Source organism: Winogradskyella arenosi (assembly GCF_003337305.1).
Lineage (GTDB): Bacteria > Bacteroidota > Bacteroidia > Flavobacteriales > Flavobacteriaceae > Winogradskyella > Winogradskyella arenosi.
On sequence record NZ_QPJO01000001.1, the window covers coordinates 333,307 to 356,611 of the forward strand.

General features: G+C 34.9%; 18 protein-coding genes and 1 pseudogene. 16 read left to right on the top strand and 3 right to left on the bottom strand.

Going from position 1 to position 23,305, the window contains the following annotated elements:
- Nucleotides 1–260, bottom strand: a pseudogene (locus DFQ08_RS01375) (helix-turn-helix domain-containing protein); the annotation flags it as partial.
- A gap of 863 nt (nucleotides 261–1,123) precedes the next feature.
- Here DFQ08_RS01375 and DFQ08_RS01380 point away from each other — a divergent pair.
- Both DFQ08_RS01380 and DFQ08_RS01385 read left to right on the top strand, forming a co-directional pair.
- Nucleotides 1,124–1,897, top strand: a complete 774-nt coding sequence (locus tag DFQ08_RS01380) for a GLPGLI family protein (RefSeq protein WP_114308003.1) — start codon at nucleotides 1,124–1,126, stop codon at nucleotides 1,895–1,897.
- Complete coding sequence (locus DFQ08_RS01385) at nucleotides 1,876–4,545, top strand: carboxypeptidase-like regulatory domain-containing protein (RefSeq protein WP_114308004.1); 2,670 nt, start codon at nucleotides 1,876–1,878, stop codon at nucleotides 4,543–4,545. Before DFQ08_RS01380 ends, DFQ08_RS01385 begins: the two co-directional genes overlap by 22 nt.
- A 3-nt stretch (nucleotides 4,546–4,548) precedes the next feature.
- On the opposite strand, the gene DFQ08_RS01390 is transcribed toward DFQ08_RS01385, so the two are convergent.
- On the bottom strand, nucleotides 4,549–5,448 hold the full coding sequence (locus DFQ08_RS01390; protein ID WP_114308005.1) for a helix-turn-helix transcriptional regulator: 900 nt from the start codon (nucleotides 5,446–5,448) through the stop codon (nucleotides 4,549–4,551).
- 209 nt (nucleotides 5,449–5,657) lie between these two features.
- On the opposite strand from DFQ08_RS01390, the gene hemA reads away from it, so the two are divergent.
- The 9 genes from hemA to DFQ08_RS01435 all read left to right on the top strand — a co-directional run bounded on the left by hemA (nucleotide 5,658) and on the right by DFQ08_RS01435 (nucleotide 16,140).
- The gene (gene hemA / locus DFQ08_RS01395; RefSeq protein ID WP_114308006.1) at nucleotides 5,658–6,905 is read left to right on the top strand and encodes a glutamyl-tRNA reductase; all 1,248 of its coding nucleotides are present in this window, start codon (nucleotides 5,658–5,660) and stop codon (nucleotides 6,903–6,905) included.
- Complete coding sequence (gene hemC / locus DFQ08_RS01400) at nucleotides 6,898–8,478, top strand: hydroxymethylbilane synthase (protein ID WP_114308007.1); 1,581 nt, start codon at nucleotides 6,898–6,900, stop codon at nucleotides 8,476–8,478. The genes hemA and hemC overlap by 8 nt, the downstream gene beginning before the upstream one ends.
- Nucleotides 8,479–8,533: 55 nt before the next feature.
- Nucleotides 8,534–10,285, top strand: coding sequence for a TrkH family potassium uptake protein (locus tag DFQ08_RS01405; RefSeq protein ID WP_114308008.1), 1,752 nt, complete (start codon nucleotides 8,534–8,536; stop codon nucleotides 10,283–10,285).
- Nucleotides 10,286–10,316: 31 nt separating this feature from the next.
- Nucleotides 10,317–11,033 carry a potassium channel family protein gene (locus tag DFQ08_RS01410; RefSeq protein WP_114308009.1) on the top strand — a complete coding sequence of 239 codons (717 nt, stop codon included), beginning with the start codon at nucleotides 10,317–10,319 and terminating at the stop codon, nucleotides 11,031–11,033.
- Nucleotide 11,034: 1 nt separating this feature from the next.
- A complete protein-coding gene (gene hemE / locus DFQ08_RS01415; protein ID WP_114308010.1) occupies nucleotides 11,035–12,066 on the top strand; it encodes a uroporphyrinogen decarboxylase in 1,032 nt (343 codons plus the stop codon).
- A 241-nt stretch (nucleotides 12,067–12,307) separates the two neighbouring features.
- Complete coding sequence (locus DFQ08_RS01420) at nucleotides 12,308–13,078, top strand: EI24 domain-containing protein (RefSeq protein ID WP_114308011.1); 771 nt, start codon at nucleotides 12,308–12,310, stop codon at nucleotides 13,076–13,078.
- On the top strand, nucleotides 13,068–13,601 hold the full coding sequence (locus DFQ08_RS01425; protein WP_114308012.1) for a GNAT family N-acetyltransferase: 534 nt from the start codon (nucleotides 13,068–13,070) through the stop codon (nucleotides 13,599–13,601). Before DFQ08_RS01420 ends, DFQ08_RS01425 begins: the two co-directional genes overlap by 11 nt.
- A 1,170-nt stretch (nucleotides 13,602–14,771) precedes the next feature.
- Nucleotides 14,772–15,674: an oxygen-dependent coproporphyrinogen oxidase gene (gene hemF, locus DFQ08_RS16250; RefSeq protein ID WP_220235572.1), complete on the top strand. Its 903-nt coding sequence runs from the start codon at nucleotides 14,772–14,774 to the stop codon at nucleotides 15,672–15,674.
- A gap of 79 nt (nucleotides 15,675–15,753) precedes the next feature.
- Nucleotides 15,754–16,140: a YchJ family protein gene (locus DFQ08_RS01435; protein WP_114308646.1), complete on the top strand. Its 387-nt coding sequence runs from the start codon at nucleotides 15,754–15,756 to the stop codon at nucleotides 16,138–16,140.
- Nucleotides 16,141–16,299: 159 nt separating this feature from the next.
- On the opposite strand, the gene DFQ08_RS01440 is transcribed toward DFQ08_RS01435, so the two are convergent.
- Nucleotides 16,300–18,936, bottom strand: a complete 2,637-nt coding sequence (locus tag DFQ08_RS01440) for a DEAD/DEAH box helicase family protein (protein ID WP_114308014.1) — start codon at nucleotides 18,934–18,936, stop codon at nucleotides 16,300–16,302.
- A gap of 132 nt (nucleotides 18,937–19,068) precedes the next feature.
- Between DFQ08_RS01440 and hemB the strand changes: the two genes are divergently transcribed.
- The 5 genes from hemB to DFQ08_RS01465 all read left to right on the top strand — a co-directional run bounded on the left by hemB (nucleotide 19,069) and on the right by DFQ08_RS01465 (nucleotide 23,305).
- Nucleotides 19,069–20,061, top strand: a complete 993-nt coding sequence (gene hemB, locus DFQ08_RS01445; protein WP_114308015.1) for a porphobilinogen synthase — start codon at nucleotides 19,069–19,071, stop codon at nucleotides 20,059–20,061.
- Between the two features lie 98 nt (nucleotides 20,062–20,159).
- Entirely contained in the window at nucleotides 20,160–20,567 is a 408-nt protein-coding gene (locus DFQ08_RS01450; RefSeq protein ID WP_114308016.1) for an Lrp/AsnC family transcriptional regulator, read from the top strand.
- 7 nt (nucleotides 20,568–20,574) lie between these two features.
- Entirely contained in the window at nucleotides 20,575–21,468 is an 894-nt protein-coding gene (locus tag DFQ08_RS01455; protein WP_114308017.1) for a hypothetical protein, read from the top strand.
- A 227-nt stretch (nucleotides 21,469–21,695) separates the two neighbouring features.
- On the top strand, nucleotides 21,696–22,832 hold the full coding sequence (locus tag DFQ08_RS01460; RefSeq protein WP_114308018.1) for a CNNM domain-containing protein: 1,137 nt from the start codon (nucleotides 21,696–21,698) through the stop codon (nucleotides 22,830–22,832).
- Nucleotides 22,832–23,305: a methylated-DNA--[protein]-cysteine S-methyltransferase gene (locus DFQ08_RS01465; protein ID WP_114308019.1), complete on the top strand. Its 474-nt coding sequence runs from the start codon at nucleotides 22,832–22,834 to the stop codon at nucleotides 23,303–23,305. Before DFQ08_RS01460 ends, DFQ08_RS01465 begins: the two co-directional genes overlap by 1 nt.

A 23,305-nucleotide genomic window follows, 5' to 3' on the forward strand; every position in this document is an offset into this window, starting at 1 on the left:
TTATGACGATGCCGTAATATACTTCTTAGGCGTCGTCCCATATTTCTTTTTAAAAGCCGCTATAAAATGACTTCCGGTGCTATAACCCACGCGTAAACCCACTTCGTTTACATTATATTCCCCAGACTCCAATAGTTTACGGGCCACTTCCATTTTGTAATCAAATAAAAAACTAAACACCGAGTCGCCATAAATCTGCTTAAAGCCTTCTTCCATTTTTTTAAGTTGAGATTTATTTCATCTGCTAATTCTTGTAAGTTTTTACTTTAAACCATAAATATAACCAACGTGTTACACCAACTAGAAGTGATAATTATTAACCGTTATCTAATATAATTCTCAGGAAAATCATAATCTAAAATTGTTAAAATTTGAATTATTTCAGATTAGCAATTACGGTTTTACCACAGTAACATTACGGAAAAACCGTAATGGGTTTTATTTCAAAAAAAACCTATTTTTTATTTGATTTATTCTATTTTTTTTTTTTTAGATTTACGCTGTTCGAAAGATTATAAAAATTTAAAACAAAGGCATTTAAGTCATTTTTTGAACAGGTATTGATACCAAAAACCAACGCTGGTTTATTTTTTATTTGCACACTTTGCTATATTTTCTCTTTGCTAAAATCTTTGCATAATTAACCATTAATACAACCTAAAATTAGATTTAAAAATTTACAATTATGAAAAAATCATTTTTTTATACTAGCGTTTACACTAGTTGGAACTTTTGCTTTTGCCAATGAGGAAACAAATAAATCAACATACAACAACGATTCAAAGCTCACAGACTCACACACATCTATAGATACAATTAACTATTCTTACAATGAATTATTCTATGGAAGGTGTAGTGCTATTGTTACTCATTATGATGAAGAAGGAAATATGACTGGGATATTCCTGTATACATGGGAATCCGTTCTATCAGATATAGAAGGTGGATGCGCACTAGATGCCCGAATAATAGAATTCTCCTTGAATCATGGATAATGATTTTCAACTAATAATCAATAACATTACATAATTAATCCAATTCTTAAGGTCTGGTTTTTAATTTAGACCTTAAGAATTAAAACAATAATCTTGCAAATCTTAAAAAAATTAAAATAATATTTTACATGAAAATAATTTCTTATTCGATCATCTTTTTTTATTTCATCACCCATATTACCTATGCACAGAATATTAATTATGATGTTGAAATAGAATACACAATCTCCTTTAATACCGAAAGACCAACCACACAAAAAGGCATTTTATATTTAGATAGTTCGAAAAAAAAGTCCATGTTCATTTATGGGAAAAATACAGAATCTAGCATAAAACAAAGTGAAGATGAAAACACGGAATATGATTTATTTTACGCAGGGAAGAAAAAAGTTTTTTATCAAGATTTTAATAAGGACACGCTTATATCAAGAATAAATTTATTCTCTGAACAATTTATAGTAGAAGAAAATATCCCACAATTAAAATGGGAAATTCATGATGAAGAAAAAATGCTTGATAAGTACCTTTTAAAAAAAGCAACTTTATACTTTAGAGGTAGAAATTATATTGCCTGGTTTTCGGAAGAATATCCTCTTCCTTACGGACCTTGGAAATTTAGTGGTTTACCAGGGCTAATTATGGAAATATATGACACAACTAAACGTTACCATTGGCAAGTAAATTCAATCAAACAAACTGAAGAAACTACTTTAGACTTGCAGCCTATTTTAAAAGGGAAAGAAACACTAACAATAAAACAATACGCTGACAGAAAATTTAACAATAATACACAGTTTAAAAGAATGGCAAGCAAGCTCCCAAAAGGAGTCCAAGTAACTCAAATGAAAACACCAAGAACAGGTTTTGAAATTAAATTTGAATGGGAAGAGGAAAAGAACTAATTCTATTTATTTTATTACTTTTTAATGGTCTCATTTATTCCCAAACAATTATTTCGGGATTTGTTAAAGAAAAAAATGGAAATTCAATTCCTTCTGCAAGTATTATTCTAAAAGACTCTCTTAGCTCTTCAACTATTGGATATACATTTTTAGATCAAAATGGAAACTATAAATTAACCACTAATCAATACGGTCATTTTAAGCTTTCGTTTTCCTCCCTTGGCTATAAAACCAAAATCATTTCCATTACTATTTTAAAAAATCAAAGCTATCCTAACTTAGATATCGTTTTAGAAGAGCAACCCATAGATTTAAAAGAAGTAATTATCCGTGCAGAAAAACCTATTTCTATCCTTAAAGACACCATCCTTTTTAAAACTAGATTCTTTACTAATGGCACAGAACAAACGGTAGAAGACTTATTAAAAAAAATTCCAGGATTAAATGTAGATAGTAACGGCACAATTAAAGTAGGCAATCAAGAAATTGAGAAACTTATGATTGACGGAGACGATCTTTTTGAGAAAGGCTATAAAATATTATCAAAAAATATGCCTGCCTATCCTATAGAAGAGATTGAGGTATTAAAACGCTACTCAAACAATCGGTTACTAAAAGACATTGAAGAAAGCAATAAAGTAGCTTTAAATTTGAAGCTAAAAGAAGATGCTAAACGTATTTGGTTCGGTAATACAGAACTAGGTATTGGTAATGATAGCTTTTACCAACTAAAAGGTAACCTTATGAATTTTGGTAAAAAAAACAAATACTATTTTTTAGCCAATGGCAATAGTATTGGTTATGATGCTACAGGAGATATTCAAAACCTTATTAGACCTTTTCGTTCTAATGAACCAGCAAGTATCGGAGACGACCAACAGGTTAGTAATTTATTAAATTTATCTACGAGTAACCTAAATTTTAAACGTAAAAGAACCAATTTTAATAACGCAGAACTGGTTTCATTAAATGCTATATTTAATCCCACTGAAAAATTAAAAATAAAAACATTAGGCTTTTTTAATTGGGATGAAACTGATTTTTTTAGAAACAAAGTAAATGTTGTCAATGTAGACAATACTAATTTTACCAATACTGAAGACTACAATTTTAGAAACAAAAAAAGAATTGCTTTTGGTAAACTAGATGTAACCTACAACATCTCTAAAACCAAAATGTTAGAAGCGACCACAAAATTTAATAGTGGTAATTTTAATGATGGATCCAATTTAACATTTAATGGGAATTCTACCCTTGAGAATTTAAAGCATCAAAACACGTTATTTGACCAAAAAATCAATTACACTAATAAGTTTAAAGATAAAAAAGTATTTCTACTAACGGGCCGTTTTATCAATGAAGAAGCACCACAGAATTATAGCATCAATCAGTTTTTTTATCAAGATTTATTTCCAGATGCTACCAATGCAAACCATGTAAAACAACAAAGTAACAACCAAATGCAATTTGCAGGTGTAAGCGCACATTTATTAGATAGAAAACCTAATGGTAATTTACTAGAACTTCAATTTGGTAATGAATTTAGAAAAGATAAATTAAATACTGAGTTTTCAATCTTAGAAAATGAAACTACTTTAGAACAACCCATAAATTACCAAAACAATACCACCTATACTGTTAATGATTTGTATATAAAAAGCAAATACCGTTATAAAATAGGCGGTTTTGGGCTCACAGGAAAATTAAACATACATCAGCTTTTTAATCAATTAAAATTCAGCAATAGCTCAGAGAGCCAAAACCCTTTCTTTATTAACCCAAGCATAGGACTGGATTGGAAAATAAATAATAAAAATAAAATTACTTCATCGTATTCTTATAATACCACTAATGCAAAAATTTTAGATGTATATAACAACTTTGTGCTTACCGGTTTTAGATCGTTTTCTACTGGCACTAGTAGTTTTAATCAATTAGATGCCTCTAGCATCTCGTTTAATTATCAATTGGGTAATTGGAGCGATCGCTTTTTTGCTAATACATTTATTTTGTACAGTAAAAATCACGATTTCTTTTCTACCAATACAGATATTGAACAAAATTTCACTCAATCTCGACAAATATTAATTAAAGACAGAGCATTTATAACAATAAACTCTAAACTCGATTATTATTTTAAGTTTATATCTTCTAATTTAAAACTAGATTTAGGCTACTCTAAAAGCGAATTTAAAAACATTGTAAATAATTCAGACCTAAGAACCATAACCTCTAATAATTATAATTACGGCTTGGAGCTACGCTCTGGTTTTAAAGGTGTCTTCAACTACCATATAGGTACAAAATGGACAACAAACAAGATAGAAACTACAATTAATAACACTTATACTAACAATGAAAGCTTTTTAGACTTAACATTTGTTTTTAATGATAAATTTGATGTACAGCTTCAATCTGAGCGTTATTATTTTGGAAATATACAAACAACGGATAACACGTATTATTTTTTAGATATTGATGCAAGATACCAACTCATAAAAAGCAAACTGTCTCTGGGTTTAACCGGTAAAAACCTTTTTAATACTGAAACATACAGAACATTCTCAATAAGCGATATTGGCTCTTCTTCCACCGAGTATAGGTTACTACCAAGACATGTACTATTAAAAATAGAATATAGGTTCTAAAACCTAACTAGAAGCCGTAATATACTTCTTAGGCGTAGTCCCAAATTTCTTTTTAAAAGCAGCTATAAAATGGCTTCCGGTACTGTAACCCACCCGTAATCCCACTTCGTTAACATTATAATCGCCAGATTCTAAAAGCTTACGTGCTACTTCCATTTTATAATCAAATAGAAAACTAAAAACCGAATCGCCATAAATCTGCTTAAAGCCTTCTTTTAACTTTTTAAGACTTAAATCAATCTCATCGGCGAGCTCTTGTAGGGTTGGTGGCTCTGCCATATTAGCAATAATAATATCTTTTGCTTTTTTTAGTTTCGCCACATTAACCTCATCCACCAAAAACGGACATTGTTCAATATCGGCATCTTCACTTCTATTAAAAAACAAACTTAACAACTCATAGGCTTTGCCCTTAAAATAGAGGGGCTTAATAGAATTGTTAAGATTAAAACTAATCAACTGATTAAGCACCACCGCCATGGAAGGCGAAATCTTACCATCCTTATAATACTTTTTATCCTTATTGTCATCCATTAAAAAGGTGACATAATTGGTGTCTTCAGAAAACAATCCGTGAAATTTCTTAATAGAAATCACAATGGACACCAACCAAGAATGCGGTTGCAACTCTAAATGAATAGGCAAATCGCGCTCCGGATTATAAAGCAGCAAGGAAGTCTCTTCATTAATATTTAAAGTATATCGCCCTTCATTAAAGACAAAAGCAGCCATCCCCTTGGTACAAAAATGAAATTGAATATAACGACTATCTATCTTGCGTTCAAGAATTTCTACGGTATCATGCTCATTTTTATGGGCTAAAATGAAAAATCCTTCCTCTAAAAAGGTTTCATCAAAAGTACCTTTAGCGTTACTTTCTGAATTTGCATTTTCTAAATTCATTTCCGTATTATTTAGATTAGTTCTAAACAAAAGGCTTAAAACCTCTTTATTTTAAACAAAAGTATGATTTTTATCATGTTTTCGTTAAAAACAACGCTAAAAAACCCGAAACGACACTTAAAGTTCTTCTAGCGTTGTTTTTTTAAAAATATCGAAATTACATTTGCGCCGTTACTTTCCGAAGTCAGGTAAACGAGCGAACGTCACACATGCATAACAAAAGCAAATATTTTTACGCTATAGGTCTCAGCTATAAAAAAGCTGATGCGGAAGTGCGTGGTCATTTTAGCCTCAGCGATACCGCTAAGGAGAACATATTAGTGCAAGCCAAAGAAAACGGTATTGAAAGCCTATTGGTTATTTCTACATGTAATCGTACAGAAATGTATGGCTTTGCAGAACATCCTTACCAACTCATTCAACTCTTATGTGATAACACAAAAGGGACTGTTGAAGAGTTTCAAGAGGTGGCCTACGTACACAAAAACAAAGACGCTATTAACCACATGTTTCGTGTTGGTTCTGGTTTAGACAGCCAAATTTTAGGCGATTTTGAAATTATCTTTCAACTTAAAGCAGGCGCAAGAGCCTCTAAAAAACACCAACTTTTAAATTCCTTTACAGAACGTTTAGTGAATTCGGTAATTAGAGCGAGCAAACGTATTAAGAACGAAACGCAGTTATCCTCTGGTGCAACCTCGGTGTCTTTTGCTTCGGTGCAGTACATTATGAATAATGTAGAACAAATTTCTAAAAAGAATATTCTACTCTTCGGTACAGGAAAAATAGGGCGTAATACTTGTGAAAATTTAGTAAAACATACTAAAAACCCACACATTACCCTAATTAATAGAACAAAAGATAAAGCCGAAGAAGTTGCCGGAAAATTTAATCTTATTGTTAAAGATTACGATAACTTAGCTGAAGAATTAAACGCTTCAGACATTGCAATTGTTGCTACAGGCGCGCATAGCCCTACCGTGTATAAAGATTTAATTTCTACTAAAAAGCCATTACTCGTTCTCGATTTATCGATTCCTAAAAACGTTAATGAAGACATTAGAGAACTCGATAATATTACGCTAGTCCATTTAGATGATTTAGCAAAAATTACGGACGATACTTTAGAGAAGCGTAAAACGTTTATTCCTGAAGCGGAAGCTATTATACTAGAAATTACAGCCGCATTTAATGCTTGGTTAGACACCTTAAAATTTGTCCCAACCATTCAGGCTATAAAACATAAGTTGACCCATTTTAAGAATACGGAGCTCAACAACCAGCGTAAAAAATTAACGGACTTCAATGAAGACCAAGCCGAATTGATCAGTAATAACATTATTCAAAAAATTACCAATCAATTTGCGCACCACCTTAGAGAAGACAGTGACTCTTCTGATGAAAGCATAGAGCTCATCAAAAAAATATTCCAGTTAGAAACTACAGATAATGTCTAAAATTATTCGCATTGGCACACGCGACAGCCAGCTCGCTATGTGGCAAGCAAAAACCGTTCAATCACAACTTGAAAGATTAGGCCATAAAACCGTTCTTGTCCCTATAAAATCTACAGGAGATTTAGTTCTCGATAAACCCTTATACGAAATGGGGATTACCGGTGTTTTTACTAAAACTCTAGATGTTGCTATGCTTAACGGCAGTATTGACATCGCGGTTCATTCTCTAAAAGATGTGCCAACGATTTTACCAAAAGGCATTGTACAAGCCGCAGTATTAAAACGCGGTAATGTGAATGACACTTTAGTTTTTAAACACAACGAAGAATTTTTATCTGCAAGAGAGGCAATTGTGGCTACCGGAAGTTTAAGACGCCGTGCCCAATGGCTTAACCGCTACCCTACCCACACTATTGTTGGCTTACGCGGTAATGTTAACTCACGCTTAGAAAAATTAGAGCAAAACGAAGATTGGGATGCTGCTATTTTTGCTGGCGCGGGCTTAGGACGTTTAAATTTAACACCTGAAAATTCCATTAACCTACATTGGATGATTCCTGCTCCTGCTCAAGGGGCGGTTATGGTTACAGCCCTAGAAGCTGATGAAGAAACCTGTGCGATTTGTGCTGAAATTAATCACGAAGAAACCCAAATATGTACCACAATTGAGCGTGAATTTTTAAATCGTCTTGAAGGCGGTTGTACGGCTCCAATTGGTGCATTAGCCTATATTAAAGACGAAGAAGTCAACTTCAAAGCCATTCTTTTAAGTACTGATGGCTCTAAGAAAATTGAAGTGGCTAAAGTGGAGCCTTTAGGAAAACACGAAGAATTAGCTGAATTCTGTGCTGATTATATCATTGGTAAAGGCGGCAAGGTTTTAATTGACGAGCTTACACAAGGTGATAAAATCACCAATATCTACTCTACAAAAAAATTAACCAACGATCAAGTTGCTAATTTCCATGAGGCGGTTGTACCTCAGAGTAGCGATGCTATAAAGATTAATCCTAACCGATTATCTAAAAGCATCATTCGTAACGAAATAGAAAATGTAATTATTACCAGTCAGAATGCTGTAGAAGCCTTATTAACTAATTTCTCAGCTACTGAATTACAATTCAAAAATATTTATTGCGTAGGCCGTAAAACCAAACGTATGGTTGAAAAACGTATTGGTAAAGTAAAACACTACGAACAATATGCTAAAGATTTAGCCAATTACTTGGTAGAATATATTGAGGGTACTGAAGTTACCTATTTCTGTAGTAATCTAAGATTAGATACACTTCCAGATCTTTTAACTGAACATAACATCAAGGTTAATGAAGTGGAAGCTTACCAAACCAAGTTTGATGCTGAAAAAATAGAGGCGGATTTAGATGGCGTTATGTTTTACAGCCCTTCTACAGTGCAAAGTTTCTTAAAGCAAAACAAAGCCAAAGGGATTGCCTTTTGTATCGGGGAAACAACCGCTAAGGAAGCCCGTAAGTATTATAAAGATGTACGTGTTGCCAAAGTGCCTTTAGTAGAAAGTGTTGTTGCTTTGGTAAACGCCTATTACAGCGCCTAGTATTCCACACCCCTTTTTAATTTAAAGGGGCTTAAAACAAACCATTGGGATTTAAATGTCAAAGCTAGAAAGACAATCCGTGCTCAACTACATTTATCGGTTTTTCGATATTATTGTATTGTTCTTTATTGTCTTCGATTTAGGTTTTGACCATACCGATAACTTTACAACACCGCATGTCTTCGGCTTAATTGTACTCTCCGTATTATTAATCGTTTTTAATGCGGTTAAGCTTTCGGTTTACAAGTACAAAAAAAACCAAAGAGTAGCCCTAGTAAACATTGTTATCCTCTCGCTGCTACTCCTAGCCTCTACTTTTGTGGGGCTTACCCACTTCCATAACGATTACCATTTTGTATTTCAAAAAATAAAACCGATTTTAGAATCCGGACTCGTTCTCTACTTTCTCCTACGGCTTCTAGTTTTTGTACGCTACATCTATGAGGTCTATTTTAATCCTGCCATTGTATTTGTAGGAAGCTTTTTTATCCTGGCCATTTTAGGGGCATTTTTATTAATGCTTCCCAGTGCCACAAGCCACGGCATAAGCTTTACAAACGCCTTATTTACCGCTACAAGTTCGGTTTGCGTTACCGGCTTAGCCGTCTTGGACACTAGTAAAGATTTTACCATTATAGGGCAATCCATTATTCTTGTTTTAATACAATTAGGCGGATTGGGTATTCTTACCTTCACCTCGTTTTTTGCCTTTTTCTTTAGAGGAAGTTCTTCTTTTAAAGAAGGCCTTAATACCCGCGATTTTATCGCACAAGATGGATTAAAAGATGTGTTTCGTGCCGCCTTAAATGTTGTGATTTTCACCATCTCCTTAGAGCTTATCGGTGCCGTCATTATTTATTCTACCATAATAGAAAATAGTATTATTAAGGATAAAATTTTCTTTTCTATTTTTCACTCTATCTCTGCCTTTTGTAACGCTGGGTTTTCAATATTACCCTCCGGATTGTTTGAAGAAAGCATTCGTTTTAATTATAGTTTTCAATGGATTATAATGCTCCTCATTATCTTTGGCGGACTTGGGCATAATATTATTTTTAACTACTATAAGAAAATAAAAATTTTCCTCTTAGAATTGTTGAATCCTGAAGGTGTTCACAAACGTGTAAGTATCATCACACTGAACACCAAAATTGTCATCGTTACCACCATAATTTTATTGCTTGCCGGTTGGCTAGTTTTCTTTATTTCAGAATACAACAACACCATGTTAGAGCACACCACACTTATAGGCAAGCTTACTAACGCGGCCTTTAATTCGGTAAGCCCTAGAACCGCAGGGTTCAATGTTATTGACTATAGCCAAATGACTGTTCCGTCCTTGTTATTTGTTATTTTTTTAATGTGGATTGGAGCCTCACCCGCCTCTACCGGTGGTGGTATAAAAACAAGTACCTTTGCATTAGCAACGTTAAATATTTTTTCCATAGCTAGAGGAAAAACACGGATAGAGATTTTCGGTAAACGGATCTCCTCACAATCAACCTCTAGAGCCTTTGCTATTTTAAGTATTTCACTCATAGTTATAGGTATTGCAATCATGGCTTTATTAGTTTTTGAACCGAAAAACACCCCGATATTAAATGTTGTTTTTGAGTGTTTTTCGGCTTATAGCACAGTGGGATTAAGTTTAAATTTTACACCAACACTCACAGAAGCGAGTAAATATGTTATTATTATCATCATGTTTATTGGCCGTATAGGAATGCTCAACTTAATGATTGGTTTATTAAAACAAATCAACCATCAGTTTTACGAGTACCCTAAAGAGAATATTTTAATTAACTAAGGTCGTTTTACAAGGCATAATTTTTATACAGATGAAAGTAATCGTTATTGGACTCGGAAATTTTGGAAATGCATTGGCACTAAGTCTTACAGAAACAGGCAACGAAGTCATTGCTATAGATCGAGACATGGAAAAAATTAACTTATTAAAGGATTTAGTGTCCCATACCATTTGCATGGACTCTACCAATGAGTTGGCCTACGATGCCGTTCCTTTAAATGATGCCGACAAAGTTGTGGTGGCTATTGGTGAAAACGAAGGCGCAGCCATTATTACCACCGCGATTATTAAGAAATTGAGCGATGTAAAAATTATTAGCCGTGCCATATCACCTATTCACGATACCGTTTTAGAAGCTATGGGCGTCAACAGTATCATTCACCCTGAACAAGATTCTGCAAGACGACTCACACAGCAAATTAACTTTAAATCGACATTAGAAAACTATCAGTTAGATAATAATTTCACGATTTCTGAAGTAAAAGCTAAAAAGGATTTTTTCAATAAATCTTTAAAAGAACTCGATACCACAAACAAATACAAACTCACACTAATTACTATTATACGAGAACGAGAAACGCATAATTTAATTGGTAAAAAACGAATAATAAAAGAAAGTATAGGTCGTATAAATTCGGAAACCGTAGTTTTAGAACATGACACTTTAGTTGTTTACGGAAACAACAAAGACATAGAGAATTATTGTGCAGGACAAGAAGAATACGATTTAAGATATAAAAATATATAATATGATTAAGAACGATTTATTTTTAAGAGCATTAAAAGGTGAAACTGTAGAGCGTCCGCCCGTATGGATGATGCGCCAAGCAGGACGTTATTTACCTGAGTTTATGGAAATCAAAGCCAAATACGATTTCTTTACACGTTGCCAGACACCAGAATTAGCGAGTGAAATTACCGTACAACCAATTCGTCGTTACGGTATGGATGCTGCCATTTTGTTTTCAGATATCTTAGTCATTCCACAAGCCATGAATATTGAGGTTCAAATGAAACCTAATTTTGGGCCGTATTTACCAAATCCTATTCGTTCTCAAAAAGACGTCGATAATGTTATTGTTCCCGATGTAAAAGAAGCTTTAGACTATGTTTATCAAGCTATAAAAGCCACTAAAGAAAAACTAAACGATGAGATTCCATTAATTGGTTTTGCGGGTTCACCATGGACCATTTTATGTTATTGTGTGCAAGGGCAAGGCTCTAAAAACTTTGATAAAGCCAAAGAGTTTTGTTTTACAAATCCTATTGCGGCACATGGCTTATTGCAAAAAATTACAGATACGACCATTGCTTACTTAAAAGAAAAAGTAAAAGCAGGTTGTAATGCAGTGCAAGTTTTTGACTCTTGGGGTGGCATGTTATCGCCGGTAGATTATCAAGAATTCTCTTGGCAATATATCCAACAAATCATCGATGCTTTAAAAGACGACGCACCAGTAATCGCTTTTGGAAAAGGCTGTTGGTTTGCTTTAGATACTATGGCAAAATCGGGCGCTTCTGCTTTAGGGGTTGATTGGACCTGCTCTGCAAGAAACGCGCGTTATTTAACTGGAGGCAACATCACCCTTCAAGGTAATTTTGACCCTACGCGTTTATTTTCGCCACCTGCAGAAATCAAAAAGATGGTGACTCAGATGATTAACGACTTCGGAAAAGATAAGTATATCGTTAATCTTGGTCATGGTATTCTACCTAACATTCCGTTAGAAAACGCTAAAGCATTTATAGATGCTGTAAAAGAATACCAAAGCCCGTCATAAGCGTTTTAAAAGCAATGAACGGCTTAGCCAAAACCAGATAATAAGTGAATAAGCATTTCCATTAACCGGAATCACCTTATAAATTATTTGGGCGTTACCTACTTTTTTGAGTAACAATTTCTTATAAATTGCAACATATAAGTACAAAAAAGTAGGTCGCGCTTTCACGGCTCGCTCTCTGCGAGGAGCTCAAACAAACCGTTCAATCACTAACGCAAGGCTAGGCTTTAAAACATAGACTATGGTTAAAAACATCTTAATCGGCTTAAAAGCTTACGCAAATAGTTTCACATTAATTTCAGAATTAAAACTCTGGAAATTCTTTTTTATCCCCATTATAATAAGCATTATAACCGCAGCCCTTATCGGAATTTCGGCCTATGGGTTTTCAGATAATGTTGGGGGCTTTATAGCAAAAATATGGTTTTGGGACTGGGGAAAAGAAACCTTCACTTCTATTGCAACAGTTATTGGTGCCATTGCCGTTTTAGCCATTGGTTTAATTTTATACAAACACATTATCATGGCCCTTTCTGCGCCATTTATGAGTCCGGTTTCAGAAAAAATTGAAGCCCACCTCACCGGAGTAGAAAACCACAGCCATAGAAACACTACGTTTCAAGGCCAATTATGGCGCGGTATCCGTATAAATATTAGAAACTTAGGAAAAGAACTTTTATTCACAATCCCATTATTACTGCTTAAGTTTATACCTATTGTCAATATATTTTCTACCATTTTATTGTTTTCATTACAGGCCTACTATGCGGGTTTTGGTAATATGGATTACACTTTAGAACGCCACTTTAAATACCGAGAAAGTATACAGTTTATTAGAAAAAATAAAGGCGTTGCCATTGGTAACGGTATTGTATTTATGCTATTTTTATTAATCCCTGTAGTGGGTGTCATTTTAGTTTTACCACTCAGTGTTACTGCGGCTTCTATAAGCACGGTTAACCTTTTAAAGAACGAAACCTCAACCACAAATACACTTAAAAATGCAATTTGACGGTTTCGAAATTAATCCAATACATAATGGAGAGGCATGGAAAATCTGTGATTTCGTCACGGCCAATGAAGACCGATTAAAACGCTACTTTCCCAAAACATTAGCACAGAACCTTAATCCGACTTTATCTAAGGCTTTTGTCGCATCTAAAGTCAAGGCCTTTGAACATAAGGACGAGTTTCTATTCACATTAAACCATTCTGAAACCAGAGCTCTTGCCGGATTAATTTTCCTGAAAGAACTCAATTGGGAAACCAAGCAAGGCGAATTTGCCTATTGTATTGAATACACCTTTGAAGGACAAGGCTTAACCTCTAAAGCGATTAAACAGCTATCTCAATACGCTATTAGTGATTTAGGCTTAGAAACACTTCAAATCATAGTACATAAAGATAATTTAGCAAGTGTAAAAGTAGCACTAAACAATAATTTTAAGTGGATAAAAACCTTGGTTAACGAGTTTACGCCAATTGGAGAGCAACCTTTGGATATGGAGTTGTATGAATTAGCTTCTAAGACCTAAGACCTGACCTAGCAGGTTTTAAAAACCTAACAGGTCTTCTTCACGCTTGCAAAACAAGACTAAATCCGTAATAAACTAGAATTACTAAATTAAACGTTCAAATAATAAAATAGTACTTTACACTTAATATTTAGCCACCAAATGAGTACACTCAAACCAAACCTGACCTAAGACCTGACCTAGCAGGTTTTAAAAACCTAACAGGTCTTCTTCACGCTTGCAAAACAAGACTAAATCCGTAATAAACTAGAATTACTAAATTAAACGTTCAAATAATAAAATAGTACTTTACACTTAATATTTAGCCACCAAATGAGTACACTCAAACCTGACCTGACCTGACCTAGCAGGTTTAAAAAACCTAGCAGGTCTTCTTCAAACTTGCAAAACAATACTAAATCCGTAATAAACTAGAATTACTAAATTAAACGTTCAAATAATAAAATAGTACTTTACACTTAATATTTAGCCACCAAATGAGTACACTCATACCAAACCTGACCCGACCTGACCTAGCAGGTTTTTAAAACCTAGCAGGTCTTGTTCACGCTCACAACACAATACTAAATCTGTAATAAAATGGAATTACTAAAAAAAGACAATTATTATCATATTTACAATCGTGGAATCAATAGTGAAACTGTGTTTCAAGACGCCAATAATATGTTTTATTTTCTCAAGCTTGTTGAGAAATACCTCATTCCAAAAGTTAATATCCTAGCTTACTGTCTACTCAATAATCATTTTCATTTTGCTATAGAAGTTACAGCAGACACTAAAGACGTTAATCAAGCATTTTCTAATTTATTTAATGCCTATACCAAAGCTTACAACAAGCAGAACTCTAGAACAGGGGCCTTATTTGAAAGACCATTTAAAAGAAAACAGGTTAAAGATAAAAATTATTTAAAACAACTCATTTTATATATACATAGAAATCCAGAAAATCATAATATTGTTGAAGATTTTAAATCTTATGAGTTTTCCTCTTTTAAATTATACAGTACTGAAAACACTTCATTAATTAGTGAGAAGAAATCTTATTGTATTGGGCTTTTTGACGACTTGAAAAACTTCAATATAACACATAACAATAATAAACCGAACGCATTACATATGGAATACGATGATTCTAGACCTGCTGGGTTTGAAAAACCCGCGAGGTCTTCAATGAAGGACAAATTCTTCAACTACATACATCAGCTACAAGACAGTATAACCTCAAAACTAGAAGCAGTAGACGGTAAAGCCAAGTTTCAAGAAGATATTTGGGAACGCCCAGAAGGTGGAGGCGGACGAACACGCGTTATAGAAAACGGTAACGTTTTTGAAAAAGGTGGTGTCAATATCTCTGGTGTTCACGGCAAATTACCCGACTCTATGCAAAAATACTTTGGTGTAGAAGATGCCGATTTCTTTGCTTGCGGACTAAGTTTAGTGCTACACCCAACAAATCCAATGGTGCCAACCGTTCATGCGAATTGGCGTTATTTTGAAATGTATGATAAAGACAGCAATATTGTAGACCAGTGGTTCGGCGGCGGACAAGACCTAACGCCTTACTATTTATTTGAAGACGATGCCAAACACTTCCATCAAACCTGTAAAACGGCATGCGATAAGCATAGCCCTGAGTTTTATGCCAAATACAAAGCCCGTTGCGATGAGTATTTTTACAACGCACACCGTAATGAAGGTCGTGGTTTAGGTGGTTTATTCTTTGATTACTGTAAAGCTACAGATGAAATGAGCATGCAAAATTGGTACGACTTTGTTACTGAAGTTGGTGATAGTTTCTTAGAAGCCTATGTGCCGATTGTTGAAAAACGAAAAGCCTTAGACTACAGCAAAGCACAACGCGATTGGCAAGAAATAAGAAGAGGTCGTTATGTTGAATTTAATCTCGTACACGACAAAGGCACCTTATTCGGATTAAAAACCAATGGACGGATTGAAAGTATTCTAATGAGCTTACCACCACATGTGCAATGGGTGTACGACCATCATCCAGAAGCAGGAAGCGAAGAAGAAAAACTAATTAAAGTATTACAAAACCCTGTAGATTGGGTATAATTTAAATAGACCTTCAGACCTAGACCTTGCAGGTTTGAAAAGCCTAGCAGGTCTAAATTCTGAGTATAAACTAACAACCATGAATTGCTACTGCGGAACTACTAAAACCTACCAAGAGTGCTGTGAAGTTTTCCATCGTAACAACGGAAAAACAGACACGGCCGAACAACTTATGCGTTCTAGATATTCCGCTTTTGTCCTTGCCGATGGCGATTATTTGATGGCCACTCATCACCAATCCACACGACCAACTAAAGAAAAAAAAGCCATTGTAAAATGGACCAAATCGGTGCAATGGGTAAAGCTAGACGTTTTAGAAACGACACAAGGAACTCAAAACGACCATAAAGGCACCGTCACTTTTAACGCCTATTTCTTTGAAAACGGAAAAATAGATGTCATCCATGAAAAATCGGCTTTTGTAAAGGAAGGTAATCTATGGTATTACTTAGGATTAAGTAGATAAGCAGCAGGACCTAGCAGGTTTCTCAAACCTAGCAGGTCTAAAATTATCCAACCATACTATAATTTGATTGTTGAATAATTACAATTTGGATTTATTAATAGGTAATAAAGGTAGATGTATTACAAAAACTTTTACTAGACCTGCTAGGTTTGAAAACTATCACTTCCAAACCATAACTTCCTTAGTCACTTCCTTAAAAGCATTGCACACATGAAACAGTCGTGCTTTTAAAAGTAGTTTTCGACCTTCAACGCTTCGTGTAAAGACCAATTTGTTTTTCCCTAAATAATGTTTCCAATGCCTTTGAAATACTAAGGCATTGTCTTTTTTATCACCAAATAATTCCGGTACCGGATAAAAATTTTCAACATCAAAACGCTTTCTAAAAAAACTGGTTTTTATAATTAAATATCGCGGTGAATCTACAGGTTCTATAAGTTCACTTAAGGCTTTCGCAAATAAGGAATTTTCAAGCGCATTGGCACCCACCAAATTACAAACCACATCCCCTTTTCCTAAGGCATAAGCATTCACGCTAATTTGAGGTCTACCAGAAGTGATATAGCCCAATTCATCTAAAGTATCTAAAATGGCTAATCCCATTTTTCCTATCTTTTTATAGAGGTAACCATGACGCAGGTATAATTTTACCGCTTTGTAAAGTTTATAGCCAAAAACACCAACAAATGCGGCTAAAAGCGCATATATAAAATATAAAACGCCACGTTGTAAGATGAAATGAAAACTTTGAGCCACAAACTCAACATAAAAGAGCATCATGGTAAATAGCAATTCCACCACAAAAAACCGAAGTACATCAAAATAATAGATTTGCTGTTGGCGTTTATAAGGGCGTTTGCCTTGATGTAGAATCTTAACTTCCTTCGTTAATTTAGTGCCTTTTCCAATGGCATTATTCCATTTTTCAGTAATTAAAATCCTTTTGGTTGCCACTTCTAGCGTAGATTCATTTAAGATAGCAATAGAGTCCACAGGAACCTCATCAGGAATATTTAAGCGTTCAAAACCATTTGAAATAAACGGAATGCTACTGTTGGTTACACCCACAAAGGCTTCGAAACGTCGTTTTAAAGTATCCACTTCTTTACCACCATCTAAAACGGTGGGGTCCACACAGGCCAAATGCCAAATATTTCCGGTTTTTTTTGGCGCATTGGCGTCTTTCCGAATCGCGCGACCTCGCATTTGATTAGAGGATACAAACGAGCCTATGAATGAGGCCAAAATTAAACTATTAATGGATGGTGCGTCCCAACCTTCACCCAATAACGATTTTGTACCGACTAAAACTCTAATATAACCTGCTTCAAAAAGTTGGGTAAGAATGCTAACTATGGACGTTTTGGATTTCCCTTTTGAAGTTACCAATAAAAAAGATTCGTCGATTTGTAAGGGCGAAAACGAAAAATTATCTAGAGTTTCAATCGCCTCAAAATGCCTTAAAATAGATTGATGGATGATAACGATACTTCCTGAAAGCACTGCTAAATCTTCAGGTTTTTCGCAATACTGCCTTATGTATTGAAAAATAGGAAGCACACCAATTTTATCAATATGTTCTATTTCTGTGTATTTAACCGTTAAGAATTCCTTCCGAATATAATCTGTAAGAATCACACATCGTAAATCGCGTTTTAAACTCTTACGTTCGGCATTCACAATACTTAGGATGCTTTTTAATTTACTCGGACTGTTTGAAAGAGATTTATATAATCGTTGTTCCCCAATAAAATCGACTGAATTTCGTTCAAAAACATGAAGTCGTCTGAGTTGTTTTTCTAAAGTTGAAATGTACTTTTCTTGCTCAATTAATTGTTCTCTATCACTAACTAAGATATGTTGAAATAAAATACCCAACCAATGCAAATCGAGTTCAGGAAACTGAATCAGTTCTTGTTTTTCAAAACCTAAAACTTCTAATTTGTGATGGTCAATTTCAAAACCACAAGCGTATAAAAAGATAAGAATAGCTGAAAAATATTCGGTATTCGCATAAAGTTCGTCTAAATGCCAATTCGGGTTTTTATAAAAACGATGTTCCATTAAAAAATTAATGAAGGTTTCATCCTTTACTATTTCGTCTTTAAAATCGGCAATATCGCGTCTAAAATCAACAATAAAATTAATCTCTAAATCTTCGGGTTTTGAGAAGTATACAAAATCTTGATGCGGACTTAAATCGCCTTCGCGCACCAAATCCGGAACCGCAATTTCATCATCTACCTCGCCACAAAGTGTAAAATATTTAGACACCTCTGCTCTACTGCTATCATAAGGTGGTGTAGCTGTGAGCGCCACAATGTAAAATTCTGAATTCTGTTTTAAATCCATTAAGCATTTCCACCAGGCATTTTTTAAGTGATGCGCTTCGTCTAAAACTAAGGTTTCAATGTGATGGGTTTTAAAGAATTGGTAGTAATCGTTTTTATCTTCAAACGTCTTATAAAAGGCATGTAATGATTGATAGGTAGAAAATGTAATGTCGCTCGGTGCTTTTAAATCGAAAGAAAAAGCTTCAAAATTAGCATCTTTCGTGAAAAAAGACTGCAATCTGCTTTCCCATTGGTTTCTGATGGTCAATGTGGGTGCCAACACCAATGTTTTCTTTCCTAGTTTCCTAACAATCTCTAATCCTAAAATGGTTTTCCCTGAACCAGGCGGCGCAATCACATGAAAATGGTTGTCTGCAATATGGCTATTAAAATGCTTTAAAAGTTCAGCCTGATAGCTACGCCAAGGAAAAATAAATTCTAAATCATCTAGGGATTTGAGCACTCAAAAATGGGTTTAAATCGTTAACTTTGTCTTTCATAAAAGTAATCATAATCCTCATACATAAAAACCTGTCAGGTTTTAGATACTGAATTGACTTCAGCACAACGCCTAACAAGTCTAAAACACATAATCATGTTTCCATTACGAAGAAATAGAAGACTAAGAACTAACGCGGCTATTAGAAGTTTAGTTAGAGAAAACTACATTACACCAAATGATTTTTTAGTGCCACTTTTTGTGGTTGAAGGTAAGGGCGTAAAAGATGAAATTCCGTCTATGCCCAACTATTTTAGGTACAGTTTAGATTTACTTGAAAATGAAGTGAAAGAATTATGGAGCTTAGGTTTAAAAGCGGTGTTACTCTTTGTAAAAGTTCCGGATAGTTTAAAAGATAATAAAGGAACAGAAGCATTAAATCCAGATGGACTGATGCAACGCGCTATTAAAACGGTAAAAAATGCTTGTCCGGATATGATAGTGATGACGGATGTTGCTCTAGATCCATATTCTTCCGTTGGCCACGATGGTATTGTACAAAACGGGATGATTATTAATGACGAATCGGCCGAAGTACTGGCAAAAATGGCTTTAACACACGCTCAAGCGGGTTCTGATTTCGTAGCCCCTAGCGATATGAACGATGGAAGAACATTACAAATGCGTCAATTATTAGAACAAGAAGGCTTTAAAAACACAGGTATTATGGCTTATACCGCAAAATATGCGTCTTCATTTTATGGTCCTTTTCGTGATGCTCTTGATTCTGCACCTGTGGATTTAGTTGATGTCCCAAAAGACAAAAAAACCTACCAAATGGATTTTGGTAACCGAATAGAAGCGGTTAGGGAAACTTTAATAGATATAGAAGAAGGTGCGGATATTGTGATGGTTAAACCAGGGCTTTCTTACCTCGATATTTTAAGAGACATTAAAAATGAAGTCGATGTGCCTGTGGCCGTGTATCAAGTCTCTGGCGAATACGCCATGATAAAAGCAGCCGCAGAAAAAGGCTGGTTAAATCACGATCAGGTAATGCTAGAAACCACGATGGCTTTTAAGCGTGCTGGTGCCGATATCATTACTTCTTATTTCGCTAAAGATGTGGTTAAAATCCTAAACGGCTAGTCAATACACTACGAAGTAGCGGTTTACAATACGTACTTTTTCATTATATTTGGTTATGAATCGTTTGAATAAGACTCAAAACAATTTCGAAACCAAAAATGGACAGTATTGATCAGAAAATTATAGAAATGCTTCGTTTCAATGCGCGCGAAGCATTTTCTACACTAGGAAAAGCGGTAGATTTATCGGCTCCGGCGGTTGGAAAACGCGTAAAACAGCTAGAAAAAAATGGCATTATTGAAGGCTATTCTTTACGCCTTAATCATGATAAATTAGGCGTCACCGTTAAAGCGTATATCAATTTAAAAATTCACCAATCGAGCACCATAAGAACGGCCTATAACCAAATTAAACCCATTAAGGAAGTAGAACGTTGCGACCGTATTACCGGTGAGGACAGCTTGTGTATTTTAGGTTTTTTCAAGGACAACAAAGCCCTAATTACCTTTTTAGAACGGATTTCCCAATACGGCGTTCCGAATACTAGTATAATTTTAGAAACTTAAGAATGTTATGACCGCTATTAGAAAAACACTACTAATTGTCCTGATCTTAAGTTTATGTTTTAGCTGTAAAAAACAGCCTAAATCAGAAATTCAAAACCTCAATCCTACACCAAACTCTAGTCAAAAGGATGGTAAAAACCATAAAACAAATCTATTAACAAACTATCCTTTTAAAGCGATTCATTCTAATATAAAACCCTCTTATCAAGACTCTTTAGAGTTGCTACAGCTTTGGCGAAAAGATGCTTTTACTGTCTTAGACACTGTAAATACAGCGCTTTCAAACCTAGAACTTCAGCAATTGTTATTGGCTAGCACTGATGGCATTAAAGGCATTTCTGTGGGTCGGGTCTATGCCTCTCCAGATCATAAATTTAAAATTTTTGGTGGCCGTGGCGCGTCTTGCGGAGCGTATTGCAACCCTTATTGGATTTCAAAAATTGTACGTGCTAAGGGCTCCCCACTTTATAACCTACACTTTAAAGATGTGGAAACTATAGCGCTGATGCCCGATGGGAAATATCTTGTTCTAGAAAGTAGTTTTGGTAGGCCGGCATCCGTTTATTCTGAAACCACTAAATCAGCAACCTTAATAGCCTTTGAAGGTTCTGATATAAACTACCAACGCTTCAATTATAAATACCCGAAATATGGGGACATTCAGAGTGACAGCCTTTACAACCCTACCGGAAAACTCGTCTTGTCTCAAGAACATTTTATAACTAACAAACCGGATCTAACCTATCACCCAAAATCTCAAAGACTGACGTACCAGTATGCCACAGATTTTTCCTACTGTTGTCAGATTGATTCGGTTTATGCTTATAAAGGTGCATTTGAATATAAAAATGGTACATTTATCCATGTCAAAGAACAAAAGCAATACATCAAAGTGGATTAAAACACGCTAAATCGTATCATTTTGGATTCTGAATTTCAAAAACCGTATTCCGCCTAAGAAGTAAAAGGCCTTAGCCCTTTTTTCACATTAAGTTTCCCCTATTTTAATTTCTTAAATCCTAATTAGAAAGACGGCGAAACATGAAGGCTATTTCTGATAAGCAAAAATTAGGCGACTATTCCACATTCATTTTGTAACTTAGCCATAACTAAAATTTTTATCTATTAATGGGCCTACTCATTTTTTACGCTATTATATCTGTTTTTTTCTCCTTTCTATGCTCTGTTTTAGAAGCTGTGCTGTTAAGCTTAACGCCTACTTTTATCAATATTAAAAAGAAAGAAGGCAAAGCCTATGCGGTGACTTTGGAAGACTTAAAGCAAGACGTAGATCGTCCGTTAATTGCCATTCTTACCCTAAACACGATTGCCCATACTGTTGGAGCTATTTTAGTTGGGGTACAAGCAAAAGTCGCTTATGCCGAACTTTACGGATCAACGCAAAGAAGCATTCTAGGTATTAACCTTACAGAAGATGTTATGGTCGGATTAGTCTCTACCGTAATGACCATTCTTATTTTAGTGGCTTCAGAAATTATTCCGAAAACCATTGGTGCGACCTACTGGAAACAATTAGCTAATTTTACAGCGAAAGCGCTTAACGTCTTAATTTTCCCTTTAAAATATACAGGTATTTTATGGCTTTTACAGCTCACTACAAAACTTATTGGAGGTAAAGGTCACGGAAGTGTACTTAACCGAGAAAGCTTTGCTGCAATGGCAGAAATCGCTCATGAAGAAGGTGTTTTTGAAGAAAACGAAAGTAAAATCATAAAAAACCTGCTCACCTTTAAGGAAGTTTTTGCGAAGGATGTGATGACCCCAAGAACAGTAATGAAAACCGTAAATGAAAACATGACGGTAGCACAATTCTTCGAGGAAAACATGAACCTCAGGTTTAGCCGAATTCCTATTTTTTCTGAAGATGCAGATAACATTCAAGGTTTGGTCTTAAAAGATGAAGTTTTTAAAGAAATGGCTTTAGATCATGGCTCTGTAAAGCTTTCAGAACTGAAGAGAAATATTATCGTTATTGAACGAAATCTCCCTATTCCTAAATTGTTTGAAAAATTAGTTGAAAGCCGTAACCACATGGCTTTAGTGGTTGACGAATACGGTTCAGTAAGTGGTATTGTTACTATGGAAGATGTTATTGAAACCCTTCTTGGACTTGAAATTATGGACGAAAGTGATAACGTTTCAGATTTACAATCTTTAGCACGAAAAAGCTGGGAATCTAGAGCGAAAAAATTAGGTATTCTTGAAGAAATTCCGACTACAGATACCGATCCGAAAGACCTGTAATGGCTTTTTGCTATATTAATTCGCCCTTAGGCATCACCAAAATTGTTGGGGACAACGACGGAATCTCTGAAGTCTGCGTATTAAATTCAGAAGTCCAAACCTCAGCAATTATACCTTTAGAGCTTCAAGATTGTGTAACCCAATTAGAAGCTTATTTTAATGGCGAACGTAAAGCCTTTCAGCTTAAATTAAATCCTAAAGGAACCGTCTTTCAAAAAAAAGTATGGGCCTTACTTCAAAATATACCCGCAGGTAAAACCCTGTCTTACCTAGAACTTTCAAAACAATTAGGCGACCCTAAAGCCATTAGAGCTGTAGCCAATGCCAACGGTAAAAATCCACTTTGGATTATCATTCCCTGCCATAGAGTTATTGGAAGCGACGGAAGTTTAACGGGCTATGCCGGTGGCCTGTACCGCAAACAATGGCTACTGAACCACGAGAACCCCAATAAACAACAATCCTTATTTTAG